The following is an 18,222-nucleotide window of genomic DNA, read 5'->3' on the forward strand; positions in this document are numbered from 1 at the left end:
GCCGCCCGTCACCACCCGAGCGTGCCCGGAGCCCCTTGAACGGCCCCACGACGCGCGAGGTGATCCAGCCGCCGTAGAAGCCGCCCTCCTGCGGCACCACCCGCTCACCGTCCACCTCGCAGGAGTCGACAGCGCCCGGGTAGAGCGAGATGTGGTCGGCGAGCACCTCGAAACCGGGCAGCGGCGTGGGGTAGGTCCAGGCGGCTCGAGGAGCGACGGCATCGCCGGCCACCAGGTCCAGGTAGGAGGCGCGGCCCTTGTACTCGCACATCGAGGAGCCGCGGGCCGGGCGAAGGAAGCCCTGCGCGAAGGCGGATCGTGGCAGGTAGTACGCGGGCGGGTGGCTCGTCTCGAGCACCCGGAGCGCCTCGCGCGTGTCGGCGATGACCATCCCGCCCAGGCGCACCACGACCCGCTGGCCGCTCGGCTCGACGCGGGGAGGGCGCGGGTAGTCCCACACCGACTCCTGGCCGGGACCCGGGGAACGCGAGTGATCGTCATGGCGTCACGCTAGGCCGATTCGACTGTGCGGACGCCGACACCCGATCAGCGAGCGGCGAGATCGGCCTCGAGCTCGAGCCCTTGCAGTTCCGCCTCCGCCTCGCGGGCGAAGGCCTGGAGGGCGTCGAGCGAGACGGTTCGCGCTCCGCGCGGCTGGGCGGCCAGCAGGCAGAACATCCCGATCGGGTCGCCCGCCAGCGAGTGGAGCGGCACTCCGGCGTAGAACGGCAGGTGGGACAAATTGATGAACTCGTTGTGCCTGAACCGCTCATCGGACAGCGCATTCGGCACGACGAGCGGCGCGCCGGTGCGCAGCGCGTGCACGCAGTACGAGAGCTCGGCCGGGATCGACACGGGCGTCCCCGCCGACGCCGCCGCGAACCAGAGCCGGTCGTCGTTCAGCAGCGTGACGGCGGACAGCTGCACTCCGAACTGCTCCTTGGCGCGCTGGGTCAGTGCCTGCAGGCGGGGAGTGCCCCGTGTCCCGGCAGCCTGCATCACACGTTCGGCGCCGGCCCACCGCCACTTCACCGCGCCCGCCATCGACTCCCGGCGCTCCGCCTCGCCGGCACGGACCTCGTCCAGCAGCGGCGCCGCGGTCGCCGTCATGGCGTCGGCGAGCCCTTCGTACATCCGGGGCGATCCGAAGGGGCGGCCGAGCTCGGGCGTCGGCTCCGGCATCGGCAGGAACACGTCGCGGCCCGTCGCAGCGACTGCGCGAGCCGTGACGGTGTTGAGACGATCGGCGTGCCGCTGCCCTGCGACCGCGAACAGGCCGCGATACGGCGGCACCGAGGCGACCGTCTGGATGCCGGCGATCACCGTCCGGACGTTCTTCCGGAGGCCGGAGTGGAGGTGTCGGAGGAGCGCGTCGAGGTCCCGCTCCCAGTCCTCGAGCCTCGTGAGGCGCACCGCATCGCTCATGCCGATGACGACGACGGCGAGGTCGTACGGCTCGAGATCGCGGTTGCCGAGCCAGGGCACGGCGGCGCCCATGCTCATGAGCTCCTCACCGACGAAGTCGACATCACAGCCTCGACCGGTCCGGCGGGTGAATGAGCGGCCCAGCGCGCCGGGCAGCGAGAGCTGATGGCTGGCGACGCCCCAGCCGTGAGCGGGTCCGTTGCCGACGAGCAGGACACGGTCGGCACCGCGCCGGCCCGTGCTCACTCGCGGCTCATCCCTCGCGTACGGGACGGCTCCACCGTCCGCGAGCGTCTTCGCGTACCAGAGGCGGGCCGCTGCGCGGAAGCCGACGAAGTCCTGCAACATGAGAAGCCCACCCGTCCCCGATGGCGCCAGGCGGACGACCACGTCCGGTCATGCTAGGGGCCGGACGGCGGCGGTCCCGGCCGTGGGCTCGCGTGTTCCCGGACACAGCTCGTGGAGCGGGAGGAGGGCTTCCACGACGGGCCGCGGGACCGGGGTGCGGAAGGGCCTGCCCGTCTGTGCGCGGCAGGGCAACCGTCCCCTCACTCTCAAGCTATAGCGCGGACAGGGGCTTGCCGCAAGACCCGGGGGACGGTCGAAAATCGTCGACCGTGCCCGTTCTCGCCAGTGCCTTCGACCTCCCCGACCGCCTCGCCGCGAAGCGCGATCCTGCGCTTCTCGCCTCCGACGAGCGGCACTTCGCCGCGATCGCCGCCAGCCTCGAGACCTCGATCGCCGAGCTCTCCCGCCGTCTCGCCGCCGCGCGCCTCGCCCCCGGCGGCCGGGGCCAGCAGGCGATGGACCGGGATCTGGATGTGCACCGGCTCTCCGCCCGCCTCCGAGCTCTGCGCCGCTACCGCCTCGACCTCTGCCTCGGCCGAATCGTCCTCGCGGGGGAGGACGCGCCCGTCTATATCGGGCGGCTCGGTCTGAGCGACGCCGACGGGCGTCAGCTGCTCGTGGACTGGCGGACGCCGGCGGCGGAACCCTTCTTCGGGGCGACCCTCGCGAACCCCATGGGCCTCGTCAGCCGTCGCCGGTACCGCTGGACCGCCGGCCGGATCAGCGACTACTGGGACGAGGTCTTCACACCCGAGCACCTCGACGGGAACCCCGCGCTGGACGACGAGTCGGCCCTCCTCGCGAGTCTGGGCGCGAGCCGCTCCCCGAGGATGCGCGACGTCCTGAGCACCATCCAGGCCGATCAGGACGCCATCATCCGCGCCGACTCCCGCGGTGCGCTCGTCGTGGACGGGGGCCCCGGCACGGGGAAGACCGTCGTGGCCCTGCACCGTGCCGCCTACCTGCTCTACTCGGACCCGCGCCTCGCGCCCAGCAGGGGCGGCGTGCTCTTCGTCGGACCGCATGAGCCCTACCTGTCCTACGTCGCCGACGTCCTGCCCAGCCTGGGCGAGGAGAGCGTGCAGATCTGCACCCTCCGCGACCTGGTGCCCGGCGGACGGGCGGTGCCCGGGGAGACGGACCCGGAGGTCGCCCGGCTGAAGTCGTCCGCGGACCTCGCACGTGCCGTCGAGAACGCGGTCCGCTCCTTCGAGCGGCCGCCCACCCGAGGGATGACCGTCACAACTCCCTGGGGCGACATCCGCATCGGCGCCGCGGATTGGGCGGAGGCGTTCGCGGCAGCCGATCCCGCTCTTCCGCACAACGACGCCAGAGACCAGGTCTGGCAGGAGCTGATCGACGTCGTGACGGACCAGCTCGACAAGGAGGACGAGGAGGCGCCGCCGCACCTGATCGGCCGGGCGCTCCTCCGGAGCGAGGAGCTGCGGGCCGCCTTCGCCCGTGCGTGGCCCCTGCTGGACCCGGTCGGCGTTCTGCGCGACCTGTGGACGAGGCCCGACCTCCTGCAGGAGTGCGCACCGTGGCTCTCCCGCGCACAGGTCTCTGCGCTGCAGCGGGACGGCCGCGACCGGTGGACGGTGTCGGATCTCCCGCTCCTCGACGCCGCACGCCTGCGCGTCGGCGACCCGGAGGCCGCCGCGCGGCGACGCGCTCGGGAGGCGGCCCTCGCGGCCGAGCGGGAGCAGCGCGACCGGGTGCTGGACGAGCTCATCGCCGCGGACGACAGCGAGATGCTGACGATGTCGATCCTGCGCGGGCAGGATGCGCGGAACAGCCTGACCGACGAGGCGGCGCTGCCGGGCGCCGACCCCGACCTGCTCGCCGGCCCGTTCGCACACATACTGGTCGACGAGGCGCAGGAGCTGACCGACGCCGAGTGGGGGATGCTGCTGCGGCGCTGCCCGTCGCGGAGCTTCACGATCGTGGGCGACCGCGCGCAGGCCCGGCACGGGTTCGCCGAGTCGTGGCAGGCCCGGCTGGCGCGGGTCGGCATCGCTTCCGTGACGCTCTCGTCGCTGACGGTCAACTACCGCACGCCCGAGGAGGTGATGGCCGAGGCCGAGCCGGTCATCCGCGCGGCCCTACCGGACGCCAACGTGCCCGTCTCCATCCGCCGAAGCGGCGTTCCGGTCGTGCGGGGAGCCACCCGGGAGCTGCCCGGGATCCTCGAGAGCTGGCTGGCGGAGCACGAGCAGGGGATCGCCTGCGTGATCGGCGATCCGGGCTATGCGGGCTCGGAGCGGGTCCGCTCGCTGACGCCCGAGACGGCCAAGGGACTCGAGTTCGACCTGGTCGTCCTCGTCGACCCCGACCGTTTCGGCAGCAGCATCGAGGGGGCCGTCGACCGGTACGTCTCCATGACGCGGGCGACCCGGCAGCTGGTCCTGCTGACGAGCGATCGACCGTCCTAGGCCGTCGCCGCGCGGAGCACCCGAGATAGGGCATCCGCCCGATGCCAGTGCCGGTGCTCAGAGAGGAACGTCGAGGCATCGGATCGGCTGAAGGAGCGACAGATGATCGTCAACGAGTACGCGTTCGAGGTGCTGAACCGCGAGCAGGAGGCACGCCTCGCCATCGAGCTGGAGCGGCGGCGGGTGCAACTCGAGCGTCTCGCGGAGCAGGGCGGCGACGCGCGCCCTCGCGGCGGCTGGCTGCTGTTCCGCCAGTCCGCCCGCACAGGCCGAGCCGCCTCGCGGCACGCGCACTGACCGGGCGGGCCCCCGGCCGCTGGCCGGATGTCGGTGCGCGGTGGGACGATGACCGGATGTCGCCGGCGCGCTCCGCACTCGTGGGACGCGAGACGGAGCTCGAGGCCCTCGCGGAGGCGCTCCGCATCGTGCAGACGGGGATCCCGCGCACCGTCGCCGTCGGCGGGGAGGCCGGCATCGGCAAGTCGCGTCTCGTGGCGGAGTTCGTGAGCGCTCTCGGCAGTGCGCCGCTGGTCGTGCGCGGCCAGTGTGTGGACCTCGGCGACGACGCCCCGCCGTATGCGCCCGTGAGCGGTGTCTTCCGGTCGCTCCTGGCAGCGCTCGGCGAGTCGGCGCTGCGCGAGGCGGCGGGGCCGGCCGGGGACGCGCTCGGAGCGGTTCTGCCGCGGCTCTTCGGCGCCGAGCCTCCCACGGGCGGCAGTGCTGAGCGGCTGTACGAGGCGGTCGCGTCCACGCTCGAGAGCCTCGCGGCCGAACGGACCCTCGTGATCGTTCTCGAGGACCTGCACTGGGGGATCCCGCCACCCTCACACTGCTGCGCTTCCTCGTGCGCGTCATCCAGCACGGCGCCGTGCTGTTCGTGCTCACCTACCGCAACGACGACGTGCGCCGCGACGACGCCCTCGCCCGCTGGCTGCCCGAGCTGGAGCGGATGCCCGGGGCGACGCGGCTCGCCCTCCGCCGGCTCGACAGGGATCAGGTGCGGCGGCTGGTCGGCTCCCTCCTCGGCGCGGTCCCCGACGCACCCGAGCTCTCCTCCATCTACGACCGATCGGACGGCAACCCCTTCTTCGTCGAGGAGCTTGTGGAGGCCCAGCAGGCCGAGGGCGGTGACGGCGTCCCGGGCAACCTCCGCGACGTCCTGCTCGCGCGCTACGAGACTCTCTCGCCACCCACTCAGCGGGTGATGCGCCTGCTTGCGGCCGGGGGACCGGCGTCGAGCACGCGCTCCTCGAGGCGGTGTTCGACGGCGACGCCGCGGCACTCGATGACGCGATCCGGGAGGCCGTGCGGGCGAACCTCATCAGCGCCGAGACGAGTTCATACCAGTTCCGGCATGCACTCGTCCGCGACGCCGTCCACGCCGAGCTTCTGCCGGGAGAGCGGGTGCGCTTCCACAGTGCCTACGCAGCAGCGCTCGAGGCGTCTGCGGAGGCGAACGCCTCGCCCGAGATCCCGTTCCACTGGATGGCCGCCCACGACAGCCGCGCCGCCTTCCGTGCGTCGATCGCGGCGATGGAGCAGGCGCGGCGCGACTTCGCGCACGGCACTGCGGCCCGGATGGGCGAGCGCGCGCTCGAGCTGTGGAACTCGGTCGATGGCGCGGAGCAGCTGGCGGGCCGGGCCCGGCGCGACCTCCTCGCGGACACCGCCTACGCGTTCCGCAACGCGGGGAGAGCGATCGGGCCGTCGCGCTGGTCGACGAGGCGCTGGCGGAGACCGGAGCGGGCGAGCGGGTGCAGCGCGCCATGCTCCTCCGCAACAAGGCCTCGTACCTGGCCAACCTGGGGCGGCTCGGATCCATCGACCTCCTCGAGGAGGCCGTCGAGCTGCTCGAGGAGGACGGGGCCAGCTTCACCAGGGCCAACGTGCTCGGCGAGCTGAGCGCACGCCTGATGCTCTCGGGCCGCACGCGGGAGGCGATCGCCACAGCCAACCGGGCCTTCGAGGAGGCCCAGCATGTCGATTCGCCGGGCCGCATGTCGGTGGCGCTCAACATCCGCGGCACCTCGAAGGTCATGTCCGGCGACATCGAGAGCGGTCTCGCGGACCTGCAGCGTGCCGGGGAGCTGGGTGTCGGCGACCCGTCTGCGCGCCTCCGCTATCGGGTGAACCTCTCCGACGCATTCCACCTCACGGGGCGCTTCGAGGAGGCGGTCGCCGTCGCCGTCGAGGGCACGGAGAATGCGCGCCGTCGCGGACTGGAGCGCACCTCGGGAGCGATCCTCATGTCGAACACGGTCGAGCCGCTGTTCGCCCTCGGAGACTGGACTCGAGCCAACGAGGTGCTGGACAGGGCCCTGGCCCTCGAGCCTCCGCTCGGCTTCAGCGCGCATCTCCGGCGCCTGAAGCTCTGGTGGCTGCTCTGGTCGGGCGACACCGATGCTGCGGTGGAGTCGCTGCACCGGTGGAAGCGGTCCTTGAGCGCTCAGCTCCAGACCGAGCTGCAGTCGGGCCTCGCCTTCGCGCGCGTGGCCGCGGAGATCAGTCTCGAGGCCGGCGACCTCGACTCGGCGTGGGGGTACGCCCGGGCGGCTCTTCCGGAGAACTCGCCCCGGCTCCTCCGTACACCCTTCCCCTGCTCGTCGTCGCGGCCCGGACGCTGGCGGCGTTCCGTTCGAGCGGCCGGGACGTGCCGGATGGCGGGGAGGCTGTGGTGGGCTCGGCGCTGCGGGAGGTTCTCGCCGACTGCGCGACCTGGCCCACGGCCGCGACGCATGCCGCCTTCTTCGAGGCGGAGCTCGCCACGGACGACCCGGACCGCTGGGCGGCGGCGCTGCACGCGGCGGCGCTGCCCGGCGTCGACGCCCATCTGCGGCCCTATGTGCACCTGCGGCACGCCGAGGCGCTGGCGGCTCGCGGTTCGCGAGGGCCGGCCCTAGAGCACCTCGACGCCGCGGCCGCCCACGCGACCGAGCTGGGGGCCGGGCTCGTCGAGCGTCGCGCGCAAGAGCTGCGACGTCGGCTCGGCGCGCACTCCGGCGTCCGGCCGACGGGAGACCTCGGCATCACCGAGCGCGAGCAGCAGGTGCTGGCGCTCGTCGCGCAGGGGATGAGCAACGCCGATATCGCCCGGGCCCTCTTCATCAGCCCCAAGACCGCGAGCGTGCACGTGTCGAGCATCCTCCGGAAGCTGGGTGCCTCCACCCGCACCGAGGCCGCCTACCTCGCGCAGCGGTCGATGGCCCCGCCGGCGACCTGAGCGCGGCGGGTCAGAGCGGGTTCGTCAGCCGCTGCACGAAGCGCCTCGTGCGCTCCTCGTGCGGGCTGCCGAGCACCTGCGCCGGCGCCCCCGCTCGACGATGACGCCACCGTCCATGAACAGCACCTCGTTCGCCACCTCCCGCGCGAACTGCAGCTCGTGCGTGGCGACGACCATGGTCCAGCCCTCCGCCGCGAGCTCGCGCATCAGCGAGAGCACGTCACCCACCAGCTCCGGGTCGAGTGCCGAGGTGGGCTCGTCGAACAGGAGGAGGCGCGGCTTGAGCGCGAGTGCCCGGACGATGCCCACTCGCTGCTGCTGCCCGCCCGAGAGGGAGAACGGGTAGGCGTCCCGCTTCTCGCCGAGCCCGACCCGCTCCAGCAGCGCGGTCGCCTCGGCGACGGCCTCGGGCCGGGGGCGCCGCTGCACGATGACGGGACCCTCGATCACGTTGTCGAGCACCGTCTTGTGCGGGAACAGGTTGTAGTGCTGGAACACCATGGCCGAGCAGTCGCGCAAGGCGGCCAACCGGCGCTGGGACACGGCATCGCCGAAGTCGACGCTCGGCCCGCCGGAGACGGTGACCGTGCCGGCCTCGGGCACCTCGAGCCCGTTCAGGCACCGCAGCAGCGTCGTCTTGCCCGACCCGGAGGGCCCGATGAGGGTTGTGACCGTGCCGGCCGGCACGTCGAGATCGATCGAGCGCAGGACGGGGGTGGCGCCGAAGCTCTTCGCGAGCCCGCGCACGGTCAGCAGCGGCTCAGTGCGCGACATAGCGGTCCAATCGCCTCTCCAGCCGGTTCTGTGCGGCCGAGAGGCCCAGACAGATGACCCAGTAGACCAGAGCGGCCTCCAGGTACAGCGTCATGAACTCCCCACTGAAGGCCGCGATCTCCTGGGTCTGGCGGAAGAGCTCGGTCACGAGGATGAGCGACGCGAGCGAGGTGTCCTTCACCAGGCTGATGAACGTGTTGGACAGGGGCGGCACCGAGACCCGCGCCGCTTGCGGAAGGATGATGCGGCGCAGCGCGAGCCGGCGGGACATCCCGATCACGTGCGCCGCCTCCCACTGCCCCTTCGGCACCGACAGGATCGCCGCGCGGACGATCTCTGCGGCGTAGCCGCCGACGTTGATGGAGAAGGCCGCGATGGCGCTCGGCCAGGGGTCGATGGTGAGCCCGATCGACGGGAGTCCGTAGAAGATCACGAACAGCTGCACGAGCAGCGGGGTGCCCCGCACCACCGAGACGTAGAACCGCGCGAGCGCCGAGACGATCCGCACCTTCGACAGCCGCATGAGCGCGACCGCCACGGCGATGGCGAGCCCGACCGCGAAGGAGATCAGGGCGAGCGGGATCGTCCCGGCGATCGCGGCGAGCACGATCGGTCCCAGCGAGGTGAGGATGAGGGAGAGGTTCTCCGACGTCACCGCCTCGCTCCCGGGGTCCTACTCGGTGACATCGTCACCGAAGTACTTGTCGCTGATCTTCGCGAGCGTGCCATCGGCGCGGAGCTCGTCCAGCGCGTCGTTCACGGCGGCGACCAGCGTCTCGCTGCCCTTCGGGAACGCGAACGCCTGCTTCGAGCTGTCCTCGGTGGTGGCGACGACCTTGAGGCCGTTGGCGCCGTCGGTGGTCCGGTAGTCGAGCCACGTGAGCTCATCGTTGATCGTGGCGTCGACGCGGTGCTGCTGCACGAGGGTGACGGCCTGGGCCCAGCCCTCGACCTCCTCGACGTTCGCGCCGCTCTTCTGCGCGAGCTCGTACCAGTTGCTCGTGAGCGACTGCGCGGTCGTCTTGCCGGCGAGGTCAGCGAACGAGGCGATGTCCGTGTTGTCCTCGAGGGTGACGATGACCCCCTGGGAGACGGTGTACGGCTCCGAGAAGAGGTAGTCCTTCTCCCGCTCCGGCGTGATCGACACCTGGTTGGAGATGGCGTCGAACCGGCCCGATTCCAGGCCGCCGAAGATCGCATCCCACTGGGTCTCCTCGAAGCGGGCCTTCACGCCGAGCTTCTTCGCGACGGCCTGGGCGATCTCGACGTCGTAGCCGGTCAGGTCGCCGGAGCCGTCCTCGTGGAACGAGAAGGGGCGGTAGGTGCCCTCGGTGCCGAACACGATCTCGCCGGCCTTGGTGACGTCGGCGAGGGTGTCCCCGCTGGCCTTCCCGCTCGCGCTGTCGGTCGAGCAGCCGGTCAGGGCGATCGTCGCTGCGGCGAGAAGGGCGATGGCAGGCAGGCGGTATTTCACGGGATGAGCTCCAGGGGATTGTGGTGCGGCCCGAGGAACCGGACCCACGACCCGAACGTAACAACCCCCGGAGGAATTCCTCCGGGGGCGTTACGCCACGTGACCGCGGCGACGTCGGCCTCGCGTTCCCGGGCGAGAGCCGGCTCCTGAGCGCCGGCTCGTCAGAGCCGCGACATCAGGTTCCAGCGCAGCTGGGTGAGCTCGCTCCGCAGCGCCTGCGGGACGGTGTTCCCGATGCGCTCGAACAGGCCCTGCGTCTGGTCGGCCTCCTGCAGCCAGGCGACCGGATCGATCCGGAACAGCTCGTCCCAGGCGCCCGGCGCCAGCTCGAGCCCCTCGAGGTCGAAGTCGGCCTCCAGTGGCAGCCGACCGGCAGGGGAGGGCCGGCCCGCCACGGCGCCCTCGAGCCGGCGGATGATCCACTCGACGACGCGAGCGTTCTCGCCGAACCCCGGCCAGAGGAAGGAGCCGTCCTGCCCCTTGCGGAACCAGTTGACCTGGAAGATCGGCGGCGCGCTCACGCCGAGGGTGGCACCGACCTTGAGCCAGTGCTGCCAGTAGCGGCCCATGTCGTAGCCGCAGAAGGGGAGCATGGCGAACGGGTCGTGGCGGAGCTCGCCCACCTGGCCCTCTGCAGCCGCGGTCTGCTCGCTGGACATCGTGGCACCGAGGAATACGCCGTGCTCCCAGTCGGTCGCCTCGGCGACGAGCGGCACGTTGGTGGAGCGGCGGCCGCCGAACAGGATGGCGTCGATGACGACGCCGGCCGGGTCGTCCCAGTCGTCGGCGATGCTCGGGCACTGGTCGGCGGGCACGGTGAATCGGCCGTTGGGGTGGGCTGCGGGCGCCTTGATGCCCTCGGTCCACGGACGGCCCTGCCAGTCGACGGCCCGCTCAGGAGCGCGGTCGCTGAGGCCCTCCCACCAGATGTCGCCGTCGTCCTGGAGGGCCACGTTCGTGAAGATCGTGTTGCCCCAGATCGTGGCGACCGCGGCAGGGTTGGTGCGCTCGCCGGTGCCCGGAGCGACTCCGAAGAACCCGCGCTCGGGATTGATCGCCCGGAGACGGCCCTCCGCGTCGGGGCGGAGCCAGGCGATGTCGTCGCCGATGGTCTCCACCTTCCAGCCCGGGATGGTCGGCTGCAGCATCGCGAAGTTCGTCTTTCCGCACGCCGATGGGAAGGCCGCGGCCAGGTGGTAGGCGCGCCCCTCGGGGGAGGTCACCTTGACGATGAGCATGTGCTCGGCGAGCCATCCCTCGTCACGGGCGATCACGGAGGCGATGCGCAGTGCGAAGCACTTCTTGCCGAGGAGCGAGTTGCCGCCGTAGCCGGAGCCGAAGGACCAGATCTCGCGGGTCTCGGGGAAGTGCGCGATGTACTTGGTGTCGTTGCAGGGCCAGGCGACGTCCTCGCGGCGCGAGCCGTCGGCGTCGACGAGGGGGTAGCCCACGGAGTGCACGGCCGGCACCCACGAGGTGTCGGGACCGATCTGCTGCAGCGCCTCGGTGCCCATGCGGGTCATGATCTGCATCGAGATCACCGCGTAGGGGGAGTCGGTGAGCTGCACGCCGAGCTTCGAGAGCGGGCTGCCGAGGGGGCCCATGGAGAAGGGCACCACGTAGAGCGTCCGGCCGCGCATGGCCCCGGCGAAGAGCCCGAGCAGCTCCTCCTTCATCTCGGCCGGTTCCCGCCAGTTGTTGGTGGCGCCCGCATCGGCGGGGTCCGTCGAGCAGATGAAGGTCCGCTCCTCGACCCGGGCGACGTCGCGCGGATCGCTGCGGGCCAGGAACGAGTTGGGCCGCCACTCGGGGTTGAGCCGGATCAGCGAACCCTCCCGCACCATGCGCTTGGTGAGCTGGTCGAACTCCGCCTGGCTCCCGGTGCACCAGTGCACCTCGGCAGGATCGAGGAGGGCCGTCATCTGGGAGACCCAGGCATTCAGGGCGGGATTGCGTGCGGGGCCGCGAGTGGGGTCCGGCGAGCTGGGCTGGAGGGCGGACATGGCGATCGTCATGGAGGCTCCTTCGGGGGTGCCTCGATCCTGGGCTTGATCGGCGCGACTGTTTCCGTCTATGGTCGGAGAAATTCGGCTGAATTTATCGAAAGCGGAAAATGGATCTCCTGACGGTGGGGCGCCGCATCCGGCACTTCCGCAAGGCGCGGAGCTTGACACTCGAGGATCTCGGCTCCCGCGTCGGGATCGCCGTGAGCCAGCTCTCCCTCATCGAGAACGGCAGGCGAGAGCCCCGGCTCACCCAGCTGGAGAGCGTCGCGCAGGCCCTCGAGGTGGAGATCGGCGAGCTGCTGGTGGCCGAGCCGCCGGATCCCCGTGCAGCTCTGGAGATCGAGTTGGAGCGCGCGCAGCAGGGGGCGCTGTACACCGGCCTCGGCCTGCCCCGCGTGCAGGTGAGCCGGGCCCTGCCGCAGGACGTGCTCGAGTCGCTCACCGGGCTGCATCGCGAGCTGATGCGCCGGGCCACCGAATCCATCGCGACGCCGGAGGAGGCCCGCCGCGCGAACACCGAGCTCCGGCTCCAGCAGCGGGAGCAGGACCACTACCATCCCGAGATCGAGCGCGAAGCCCTCGGCCTGCTCGCCGTGGTGGGGCACGAGCGCGGGGCGCTCACCCACCACGATGTCGCCCGGATGGCGCGGCACCTCGGCTTCGAGATCATCCACGTGGGCGACCTGCCCCACTCGACCCGCTCGGTGACCGACCTGAGGAACGGGCGCATCTACCTGCCGCCCGCATCGATCCCGGGCGGTCACGGGCTCCGGGCGCTGGCCCTGCAGGCCATGGCCCACCGCGTGCTGGGCCACCGGGAGCCGGCCAGCTATGCCGAGTTCCTCCTCCAGCGGCTGCAGATCAACTACTTCGCCGCGGCCTGTCTGATGCCAGAGCCCGCGAGCGTGCAGTTCCTGACGGATGGGAAGCAGCGCCGGGATCTGGCCATCGAGGACTTCCGGGACGCCTTCGGGGTGACCCATGAGGCCGCCGGCCTGCGCTTCATGAACCTCGCCACGACGCACCTCGGGCTGCAGGTCCACTTCCTGCGGGTCGGCGGGGACGGTGCCGTCCAGAAGGCCTACGAGAACGACGGCCTGCCGCTGCCCGTCGACGTGAGCGGGTCGGTGGAAGGCCAGTTCGTTCCCCGGGCGTGGGCGGCGCGAGCGGCGTTCGCCCGGACGAGCCGCACGACGGAGTTCCACCAGATCACCGACACCCCGGCCGGCACGTTCTGGTGCTCGACGCAGACCGGCACGACCTCGAGCGAGGAGTTCTCCATCAGCGTGGGGGTGCGCTTCGCGGACTCGAAGTGGTTCCGTGGCCGGGACACCCGGGTCCGCGGGGATGCGAGCCGACCGGCCGACGCCGCGGACGGGACGGGCGAGGAGCTCGCCCGCCGGTGGGCCGGCTATGCCTGGCCGAGCGCCAAGCTGCACGCCCACATCCTCTCGCCGCTCCCGGCGGGCACCTTCCCGGGCGTCGACGACGACGAGGTGCATCGCTTCCTCGAGAAGCACTCCGCGGAGTGAAGACGGCCGGCGCCCGCCCGCTCTCGCGCGCCGGGCCGGAGGCGTGCTAGCTTTCCCGCGTTCGAGTTCCGATCGACAGGAGGTGAGACCGATGTCCGCAGTACCCGCATCGGGTGCTCCCCTCAGGGAGTGCGACTGACGCAGTCGCATCGGGGAGCGCCGCACAGGCATCTCGCGAAAGGCGACTCCCATGAGCACGACACCTTCTTCTGACCTCACTCCCACGCGCGCACTGGTCCTCGCCGGTGCCGGGGCAGCCGGCAACGCCTGGCAGCTCGGGCTCATCGCCGGCCTCGCCGAGGCCGGCGTCGACCTGACCCACGCCGACCTCGTCATCGGCACCTCCGCCGGATCGACGGTCGCAGCACAGATCACGAGCGGCATCCGCCCGTCCGAGCTGTACGCCGCCATCCTCGCGGAGGTCGTTCCCCCTCACGGCCCCGGGGCGGCTCGGGGCCGCGGCCCGCTCTCCGGACCCCAGTACATGGAGTGGTCGGGCGGGATCATCGGCGAATCCGCGGATCCGTCCGACATGCGGCGCAGGATGGGCGCCGCGGCCCTCGGCATGGACGCCGACGACGAAGCCGGCTCTGCCCGCTGGCGGGCCATCGTCGCCTCGCGCCTCCCGCGGCAGAGCTGGCCGGAGCAGCGCGTCCTGATCCCCGCGATCGACGCACGGACGGGAGAGCCGGTCGTGTTCGATGGCCACAGCGGGATCGACCTGGTGGACGCGGTGGCAGCCAGCACGAGCAACGGCTTCGGAGGGCCGTACAGGATCGGCGAGAAGCGGTATCTCAACGGCGGCTATCGGCGGACCTCGAATGCGGACCTGGCGGCCGGCTGCGACCGGGTGCTGGTGCTGGATCCGTTCAGCGGACGGTCGCGCACGCCGAGCGAGTGGGGGATGGACCTGGCCACGCAGGTGGACGAGCTCCGCGCGGGCGGCAGCGACGTCAGGACCGTCTTCCCGGACGAGCGCTCCGGCGACGTGTTCAACGCGAACGCCCTGGACCCGGCGACGCGTCCGCCTGCGGCGCGAGGAGGGCATGCCCAGGGCCGGGCGCTCGCGGCCGAGCTCTCGGGCTTCTGGGCGGCCTAGCTCGGGACGTCCGGCGCGTCCTTCCGCGAAGGCCCGCCGGACGGCTCCTCGCGCAGGAAGCGGAACTCGTGCCGGCCGAGCAGCCGGAGGGCGAGGTCGAAGGGCGGTCCGTAGGCCCGCAGCCCGTCCTCGGTGCTGTACGGCTCGATCGCGGAGATCCGATGGGTCGCGCCCTTGTAGACGATCTCGCACCGCCCGGCCGCCATGACGTTGCGGTACCACGCCACCTGGGGGCCGTAGGTGAGCTCTGCCACGAACCCGCCCGGTGCCCGGGCGAGGATCAGCGGCGTCTCGTAGCGCGTCCCCGACTTCCGGCCGACGTGGCGCACGAGCGAGATCGGTCCCCAGCCTGCCCGGGCTGTTCGCATCGCGATCGGGTTGAGCGTGTGCTTGATGATCCGCAGCCAGGTCCGCTTGATGGGGCCGACCTGCTGCGCGGCACTCCGGGGCATCTCGCCGCCTCCCTGTCGAGAAATCATCGACTGATGAAATGGACGATAGACCCGGACCTTGAGCGGGTCAACGGACGGCGCAGCGGCTCGCCTCCGACGAACTGGTCAACCGGTTGTAGGATCTCGACCACCATCTCGAGGAGGAGCACCGTGACCGATCGACTCACCGGCAAGACCGCCCTCGTGACGGGGGCGGCGACCGGGATCGGCCTCTCCGTCGCGTCCCGCTTCGCGGCGGAGGGCGCGCGCGTGGTGTTCGCGGATCGGGACGGCGACGGTGCGGGCGCGGCCGCCGCGGCCGCACCCGAGGGCCGTGGCCGCGCGGTGACGATGGACATCTCCGACGAACCGGCGGTGGAGGGCGCCTTCGCGGAGCTCGCGGCGGCCGGCTGGAGCCCGGACGTGGTAGTCGCCAACGCCGGAGTGCAGCTCTTCGGGAAGGACGCGAGGATCGCGGACCTCGACCTGGAGCACTGGCGCCAGACGATCGACGTCAACCTGACCGGCACCTTCCTCACCGTGAAGCATGCCGTCCGGGGAATGCTCCTCAACGGGGGCGGCTCGATCATCCTCACGGGCAGTCCGACCGGCCTGAACGGGGAGGGCGCCGACTTCACGGCCTACAGCGCATCGAAGGCCGGAATCCATGGCCTGGCCCGGACCGTGGCAGCGGCGTATGCGAAGGAGAACATCCGGGTCAACACGGTGGTACCGGGCTACACGGAGACGACCCTGGTGACGGCGATCACGTCGGACCCGGAGTCCCGCGCTGCCATCATCGGACGCATCCCGCTCGGGCGCGCCGGCTCGCCGGCGGATGTCGAAGGGATCATGGTGTTCCTCGCCAGCGATGATGCCGCATTCGCAACCGGCGCCCTGTTCGCGGTCGACGGCGGCATGACGACCCTCTGACATGACGACTCCCGAGGAGCACGCGCGGGCCGACGCCGCCTGGGGTGACACCGAGCCCCTTCCCGCGGAATGGCTCTCCGGTCCCTGGCGGATCGAGCGGCGCGGGGACGAGCTGGCCGACATCGCGTACGACGGAAGTCCCGTGCTGCGCTCCGTGCGCGCCGTCGCGCGGGATCGGGACTGGGGCACCGTGCCGACGTCGGTTCAGTCCGTCCGGGACGAGCCTGACGGGCTCACGCTCGCCCTGCGCATGGATGGCCTCGGGGCGCTCCTCGACGGCGAGCTGCGCGTGCGCGCCGACGGGGATCGCCTCCGCGTCGAGTTCTCCTGCACCTCGCACACCGACTTCCTGCGGGCGCGGCTCGGGCTCGTCGTGCTGCACCCGCCCGGTGTCGCGGGCGAGGCGCTGGCGGTCATCGCTCCGGACGGCAGCCGCACGGACGGCCGTTTCCCGGAGACGATCAGTCCGCACCAGCCCGCCTTGGACATCCGGCGACTGGAGTGGACGGCCGAGGGGGTCGCAAGTGCGCTCGACTTCGCAGGCGAGGTGTTCGAGATGGAGGACCAGCGCAACTGGACCGACGCCTCGTTCAAGACGTACAGCACGCCGCTTGCCGTGCCGTTCCCCGTGCTCATGCCGGCGGGCGCCGAGGTGCGCCAGAGCGTCGAGCTCACCGCTCGCCGGGTCGCCGCCTCGCGTCCTCACGCTGCTTCCGGCCGGATCACGCTGCAGGAGACGGGCCGCCGCATGCCGCAGGTCGGCGTGGGAGCCTCCACGGCCCCCGACCCTTCCCCCGTCCTCGCGGCGCCACCCGCGGATTCCCTGTTGGTCGAGCTCGACCTGACGACCCGCACGTGGCAACCTGCGCTCGCTCGGGCCGTCGCCGATGCCCATGGCGTGCCGCTCGACGTCCGCGTGGTGGCGGACGAGGGTCAGGACCTGAGCGCCATCGCGGCTGCCGTCGCCCCGGTGCGGCTCGCAAGGATCGGGATCTACGACAAGCGCACCCACATCACCGGCCCTGCTCTCGCCCGGGCTCTTCAAGCGGCGATCGGCGATCGGGCCGAGCGGCTGCCTCTGGTGGGCGGGGCGCGCTCGCACTTCACGGAGCTGAATCGGGGGCCGCGCGTCTCGCCCCCGACCTCGAGGCGCTCACGTTCAGCATCACTCCCGAGATGCACGCGCGCGAGCGGGCTCAGCTCGTCGAGTCGATCGCGATGCAGCGCCAGGTCGCCGAGAATGCGGTGCGCATCGCGGCGGGCCGGCCGGTGCACGTGGGGCCCGTGACGCTGCTGCCGCGCTTCAACGCGGTGGCGACGACGGCCCCGCCCAGCGGGGCGGAGGGACTCCGGGGCGGCTACGGCGCGGAGCTGTACGACGCGACGGACCCCCGCCAGTCGTCTGCCGCTCTCGCTGCCTGGACCATCGCCGGCGCGGCGGCACTGGCCGTCCCCGGCGTCGAGGGCGTCACCTGGTTCGAGCAGTGGGGGCCGCGCGGGCTCGTGTCGTCCTCGGGAGAGCCGTTCCCGGTGGCGGAGGCACTCGGCTGGCTGCGCGAGCTGTCCGGCCTGCCGCTCCTGGCGGATCCGGAGGCCGGCCGGAACGGCGTGTGGGTGCTGGCCGCCCGACGGGGGTCCGTTGTGGTGGTCCTGGCCGCGAACCTCACGGCCGGCGCGCGATCGGTGTCCGTCGCGCTGCCGGACGGCGCGACGACGGAACTGGAGCTCGGCGCCCTGGGAACGGCCCGCGTCGAGCTCTAGCTCAGGCTGACGGGGGCGAGCCGCGCGGAGGCCGTGGCCATGTGCGCCGCCATCGCGGACGCGGCGGCGTCCGGGTCGCGGGCGACGAATGCGCGGTGGATCGCCTCGTGCTCCTCGAGCGCGACGCGCGCGTTGCCCTCGTCCTCGACAGCCCGATCGGCCCAGACGCGCAGCAGCGAGCGGACGATCTGAAGCAGGTCGAGGAGGAGGGTGTTGTCGACGCTCGAGGCGAGGTCGTGGTGGAAGGCGAGGTCGGCCTTGACGAACGCGCGCAGGTCGCCGACCGAGGCGCGCATCTGCTCGACGTGCCGCCCGAGGAGGGCCAGCTGCCGCTCGGTCAACCGCTCGGCGGCCAGGCGTGCGACGAAGATCTCGAGTCCCGAGCGCAGCTCGAGGAGCTCGACGGTGTTCCGCTCGCCGATGAGCACGCCCCACTTGAGCGTCTGCGGCAGCAGTTCGCTCGCGCTTCCGCGGAGGTAGGTGCCGGACCCCGGGCGTACGTCGACGACCCCGAGGATCTCGAGCGCGGCGAGAGCCTCGCGGACGGCCGAGCGGCCGACCTCGAGGCTCGCCGCGAGCTGGCGTTCCGGCGGCAGGCGGGTGCCGGGGGCGATGGACCCGCTCGTGAAGAGGTCAAGCAGGCGCGTGGCCACCACCGAGACGGCGGACCCCGCGGGAAGGGTCCCGAGGGCCGCGGTGATCTCCGCGGAGCGGTCGTCGCGGTAGGCCGGCATGGCGTCAACATAGCCGCTCGCGCCGAGAAAACCACCTTCCTCACGCCCCAAAA

16 protein-coding genes and 2 pseudogenes are annotated in these 18,222 nt (G+C 72.0%); 10 read left to right on the forward strand and 8 right to left on the reverse strand.

The genetic code is table 11. The features are described from left to right. Nucleotides 1-8: 8 nt before the first annotated feature. Together QUE51_RS06895 and QUE51_RS06900 are read right to left on the reverse strand one after the other, a co-directional pair. Nucleotides 9-460: pseudogene (locus QUE51_RS06895) on the reverse strand (DUF427 domain-containing protein). A gap of 86 nt (nt 461-546) precedes the next feature. Next, nucleotides 547-1,815, reverse strand: a complete 1,269-nt coding sequence (locus QUE51_RS06900) for a GAF domain-containing protein (protein ID WP_286278818.1) — start codon at nt 1,813-1,815, stop codon at nt 547-549. Between the two features lie 227 nt (nt 1,816-2,042). Here QUE51_RS06900 and helR point away from each other — a divergent pair, with 227 nt between their 5' ends. The 5 genes from helR (at nt 2,043) to QUE51_RS06925 (ending at nt 7,425) form a co-directional block, all read left to right on the forward strand. Then, complete coding sequence (helR, locus tag QUE51_RS06905) at nt 2,043-4,205, forward strand: RNA polymerase recycling motor ATPase HelR (RefSeq protein ID WP_286278819.1); 2,163 nt, start codon at nt 2,043-2,045, stop codon at nt 4,203-4,205. A gap of 102 nt (nt 4,206-4,307) precedes the next feature. Next, nucleotides 4,308-4,502 (forward strand): hypothetical protein, encoded by a 195-nt coding sequence (locus tag QUE51_RS06910; protein ID WP_286278820.1) that lies wholly within the window; start codon nt 4,308-4,310, stop codon nt 4,500-4,502. 56 nt (nt 4,503-4,558) lie between these two features. Continuing rightward, complete coding sequence (locus tag QUE51_RS06915) at nt 4,559-5,410, forward strand: AAA family ATPase (RefSeq protein ID WP_286278821.1); 852 nt, start codon at nt 4,559-4,561, stop codon at nt 5,408-5,410. A gap of 561 nt (nt 5,411-5,971) precedes the next feature. Next, nucleotides 5,972-7,105: a tetratricopeptide repeat protein gene (locus tag QUE51_RS06920; protein ID WP_286278822.1), complete on the forward strand. Its 1,134-nt coding sequence runs from the start codon at nt 5,972-5,974 to the stop codon at nt 7,103-7,105. After that, on the forward strand, nt 7,048-7,425 hold the full coding sequence (locus QUE51_RS06925) for a helix-turn-helix transcriptional regulator (RefSeq protein WP_286278823.1): 378 nt from the start codon (nt 7,048-7,050) through the stop codon (nt 7,423-7,425). The genes QUE51_RS06920 and QUE51_RS06925 overlap by 58 nt, the downstream gene beginning before the upstream one ends. A 10-nt stretch (nt 7,426-7,435) precedes the next feature. Here the strand turns inward: QUE51_RS06925 and QUE51_RS06930 are convergent. From QUE51_RS06930 to QUE51_RS06945, 4 genes and pseudogenes are all read right to left on the reverse strand, one after another. Then, nucleotides 7,436-8,199 (reverse strand): annotated as a pseudogene (locus QUE51_RS06930) (amino acid ABC transporter ATP-binding protein). Next, nucleotides 8,186-8,854, reverse strand: a complete 669-nt coding sequence (locus QUE51_RS06935) for an amino acid ABC transporter permease (protein ID WP_286278824.1) — start codon at nt 8,852-8,854, stop codon at nt 8,186-8,188. The pseudogene QUE51_RS06930 and the gene QUE51_RS06935 overlap by 14 nt, the downstream one beginning before the upstream one ends. A gap of 18 nt (nt 8,855-8,872) precedes the next feature. Continuing rightward, nucleotides 8,873-9,673, reverse strand: coding sequence for an amino acid ABC transporter substrate-binding protein (locus tag QUE51_RS06940; RefSeq protein WP_286278825.1), 801 nt, complete (start codon nt 9,671-9,673; stop codon nt 8,873-8,875). A gap of 161 nt (nt 9,674-9,834) precedes the next feature. Further along, on the reverse strand, nt 9,835-11,688 hold the full coding sequence (locus QUE51_RS06945; RefSeq protein ID WP_434017248.1) for a phosphoenolpyruvate carboxykinase (GTP): 1,854 nt from the start codon (nt 11,686-11,688) through the stop codon (nt 9,835-9,837). Between the two features lie 98 nt (nt 11,689-11,786). On the opposite strand from QUE51_RS06945, the gene QUE51_RS06950 reads away from it, so the two are divergent. Continuing rightward, complete coding sequence (locus QUE51_RS06950; RefSeq protein ID WP_286278826.1) at nt 11,787-13,211, forward strand: helix-turn-helix domain-containing protein; 1,425 nt, start codon at nt 11,787-11,789, stop codon at nt 13,209-13,211. Between the two features lie 190 nt (nt 13,212-13,401). Continuing rightward, a complete protein-coding gene (locus tag QUE51_RS06955; RefSeq protein ID WP_286278827.1) occupies nt 13,402-14,310 on the forward strand; it encodes a patatin-like phospholipase family protein in 909 nt (302 codons plus the stop codon). Here QUE51_RS06955 and QUE51_RS06960 read toward each other — a convergent pair. Next, nucleotides 14,307-14,762, reverse strand: coding sequence for a nitroreductase family deazaflavin-dependent oxidoreductase (locus tag QUE51_RS06960; RefSeq protein WP_286278828.1), 456 nt, complete (start codon nt 14,760-14,762; stop codon nt 14,307-14,309). The two genes, QUE51_RS06955 and QUE51_RS06960, sit on opposite strands and share 4 nt — an antisense overlap. A 150-nt stretch (nt 14,763-14,912) precedes the next feature. Here QUE51_RS06960 and QUE51_RS06965 point away from each other — a divergent pair, with 150 nt between their 5' ends. Genes QUE51_RS06965 through QUE51_RS06975 form a run of 3 tightly spaced genes read left to right on the forward strand, consistent with a single transcriptional unit; the run spans nt 14,913 to nt 17,435 of the window. After that, nucleotides 14,913-15,674: an SDR family NAD(P)-dependent oxidoreductase gene (locus tag QUE51_RS06965; RefSeq protein WP_286278829.1), complete on the forward strand. Its 762-nt coding sequence runs from the start codon at nt 14,913-14,915 to the stop codon at nt 15,672-15,674. A gap of 1 nt (nt 15,675) precedes the next feature. After that, nucleotides 15,676-16,962, forward strand: coding sequence for a D-apionate lactonase family protein (locus QUE51_RS06970; protein ID WP_286278830.1), 1,287 nt, complete (start codon nt 15,676-15,678; stop codon nt 16,960-16,962). Continuing rightward, nucleotides 16,851-17,435: a D-apionate lactonase family protein gene (locus tag QUE51_RS06975; protein WP_491562654.1), complete on the forward strand. Its 585-nt coding sequence runs from the start codon at nt 16,851-16,853 to the stop codon at nt 17,433-17,435. The genes QUE51_RS06970 and QUE51_RS06975 overlap by 112 nt, the downstream gene beginning before the upstream one ends. On the opposite strand, the gene QUE51_RS06980 is transcribed toward QUE51_RS06975, so the two are convergent. Continuing rightward, nucleotides 17,432-18,169, reverse strand: coding sequence for a FadR/GntR family transcriptional regulator (locus tag QUE51_RS06980; protein WP_286278832.1), 738 nt, complete (start codon nt 18,167-18,169; stop codon nt 17,432-17,434). The two genes, QUE51_RS06975 and QUE51_RS06980, sit on opposite strands and share 4 nt — an antisense overlap. Between the last annotated feature and the right edge of the window lie 53 nt (nt 18,170-18,222).

Origin of the sequence: Naasia aerilata (assembly GCF_030296595.1) — a bacterium.
Taxonomy (GTDB): domain Bacteria; phylum Actinomycetota; class Actinomycetes; order Actinomycetales; family Microbacteriaceae; genus Naasia; species Naasia aerilata.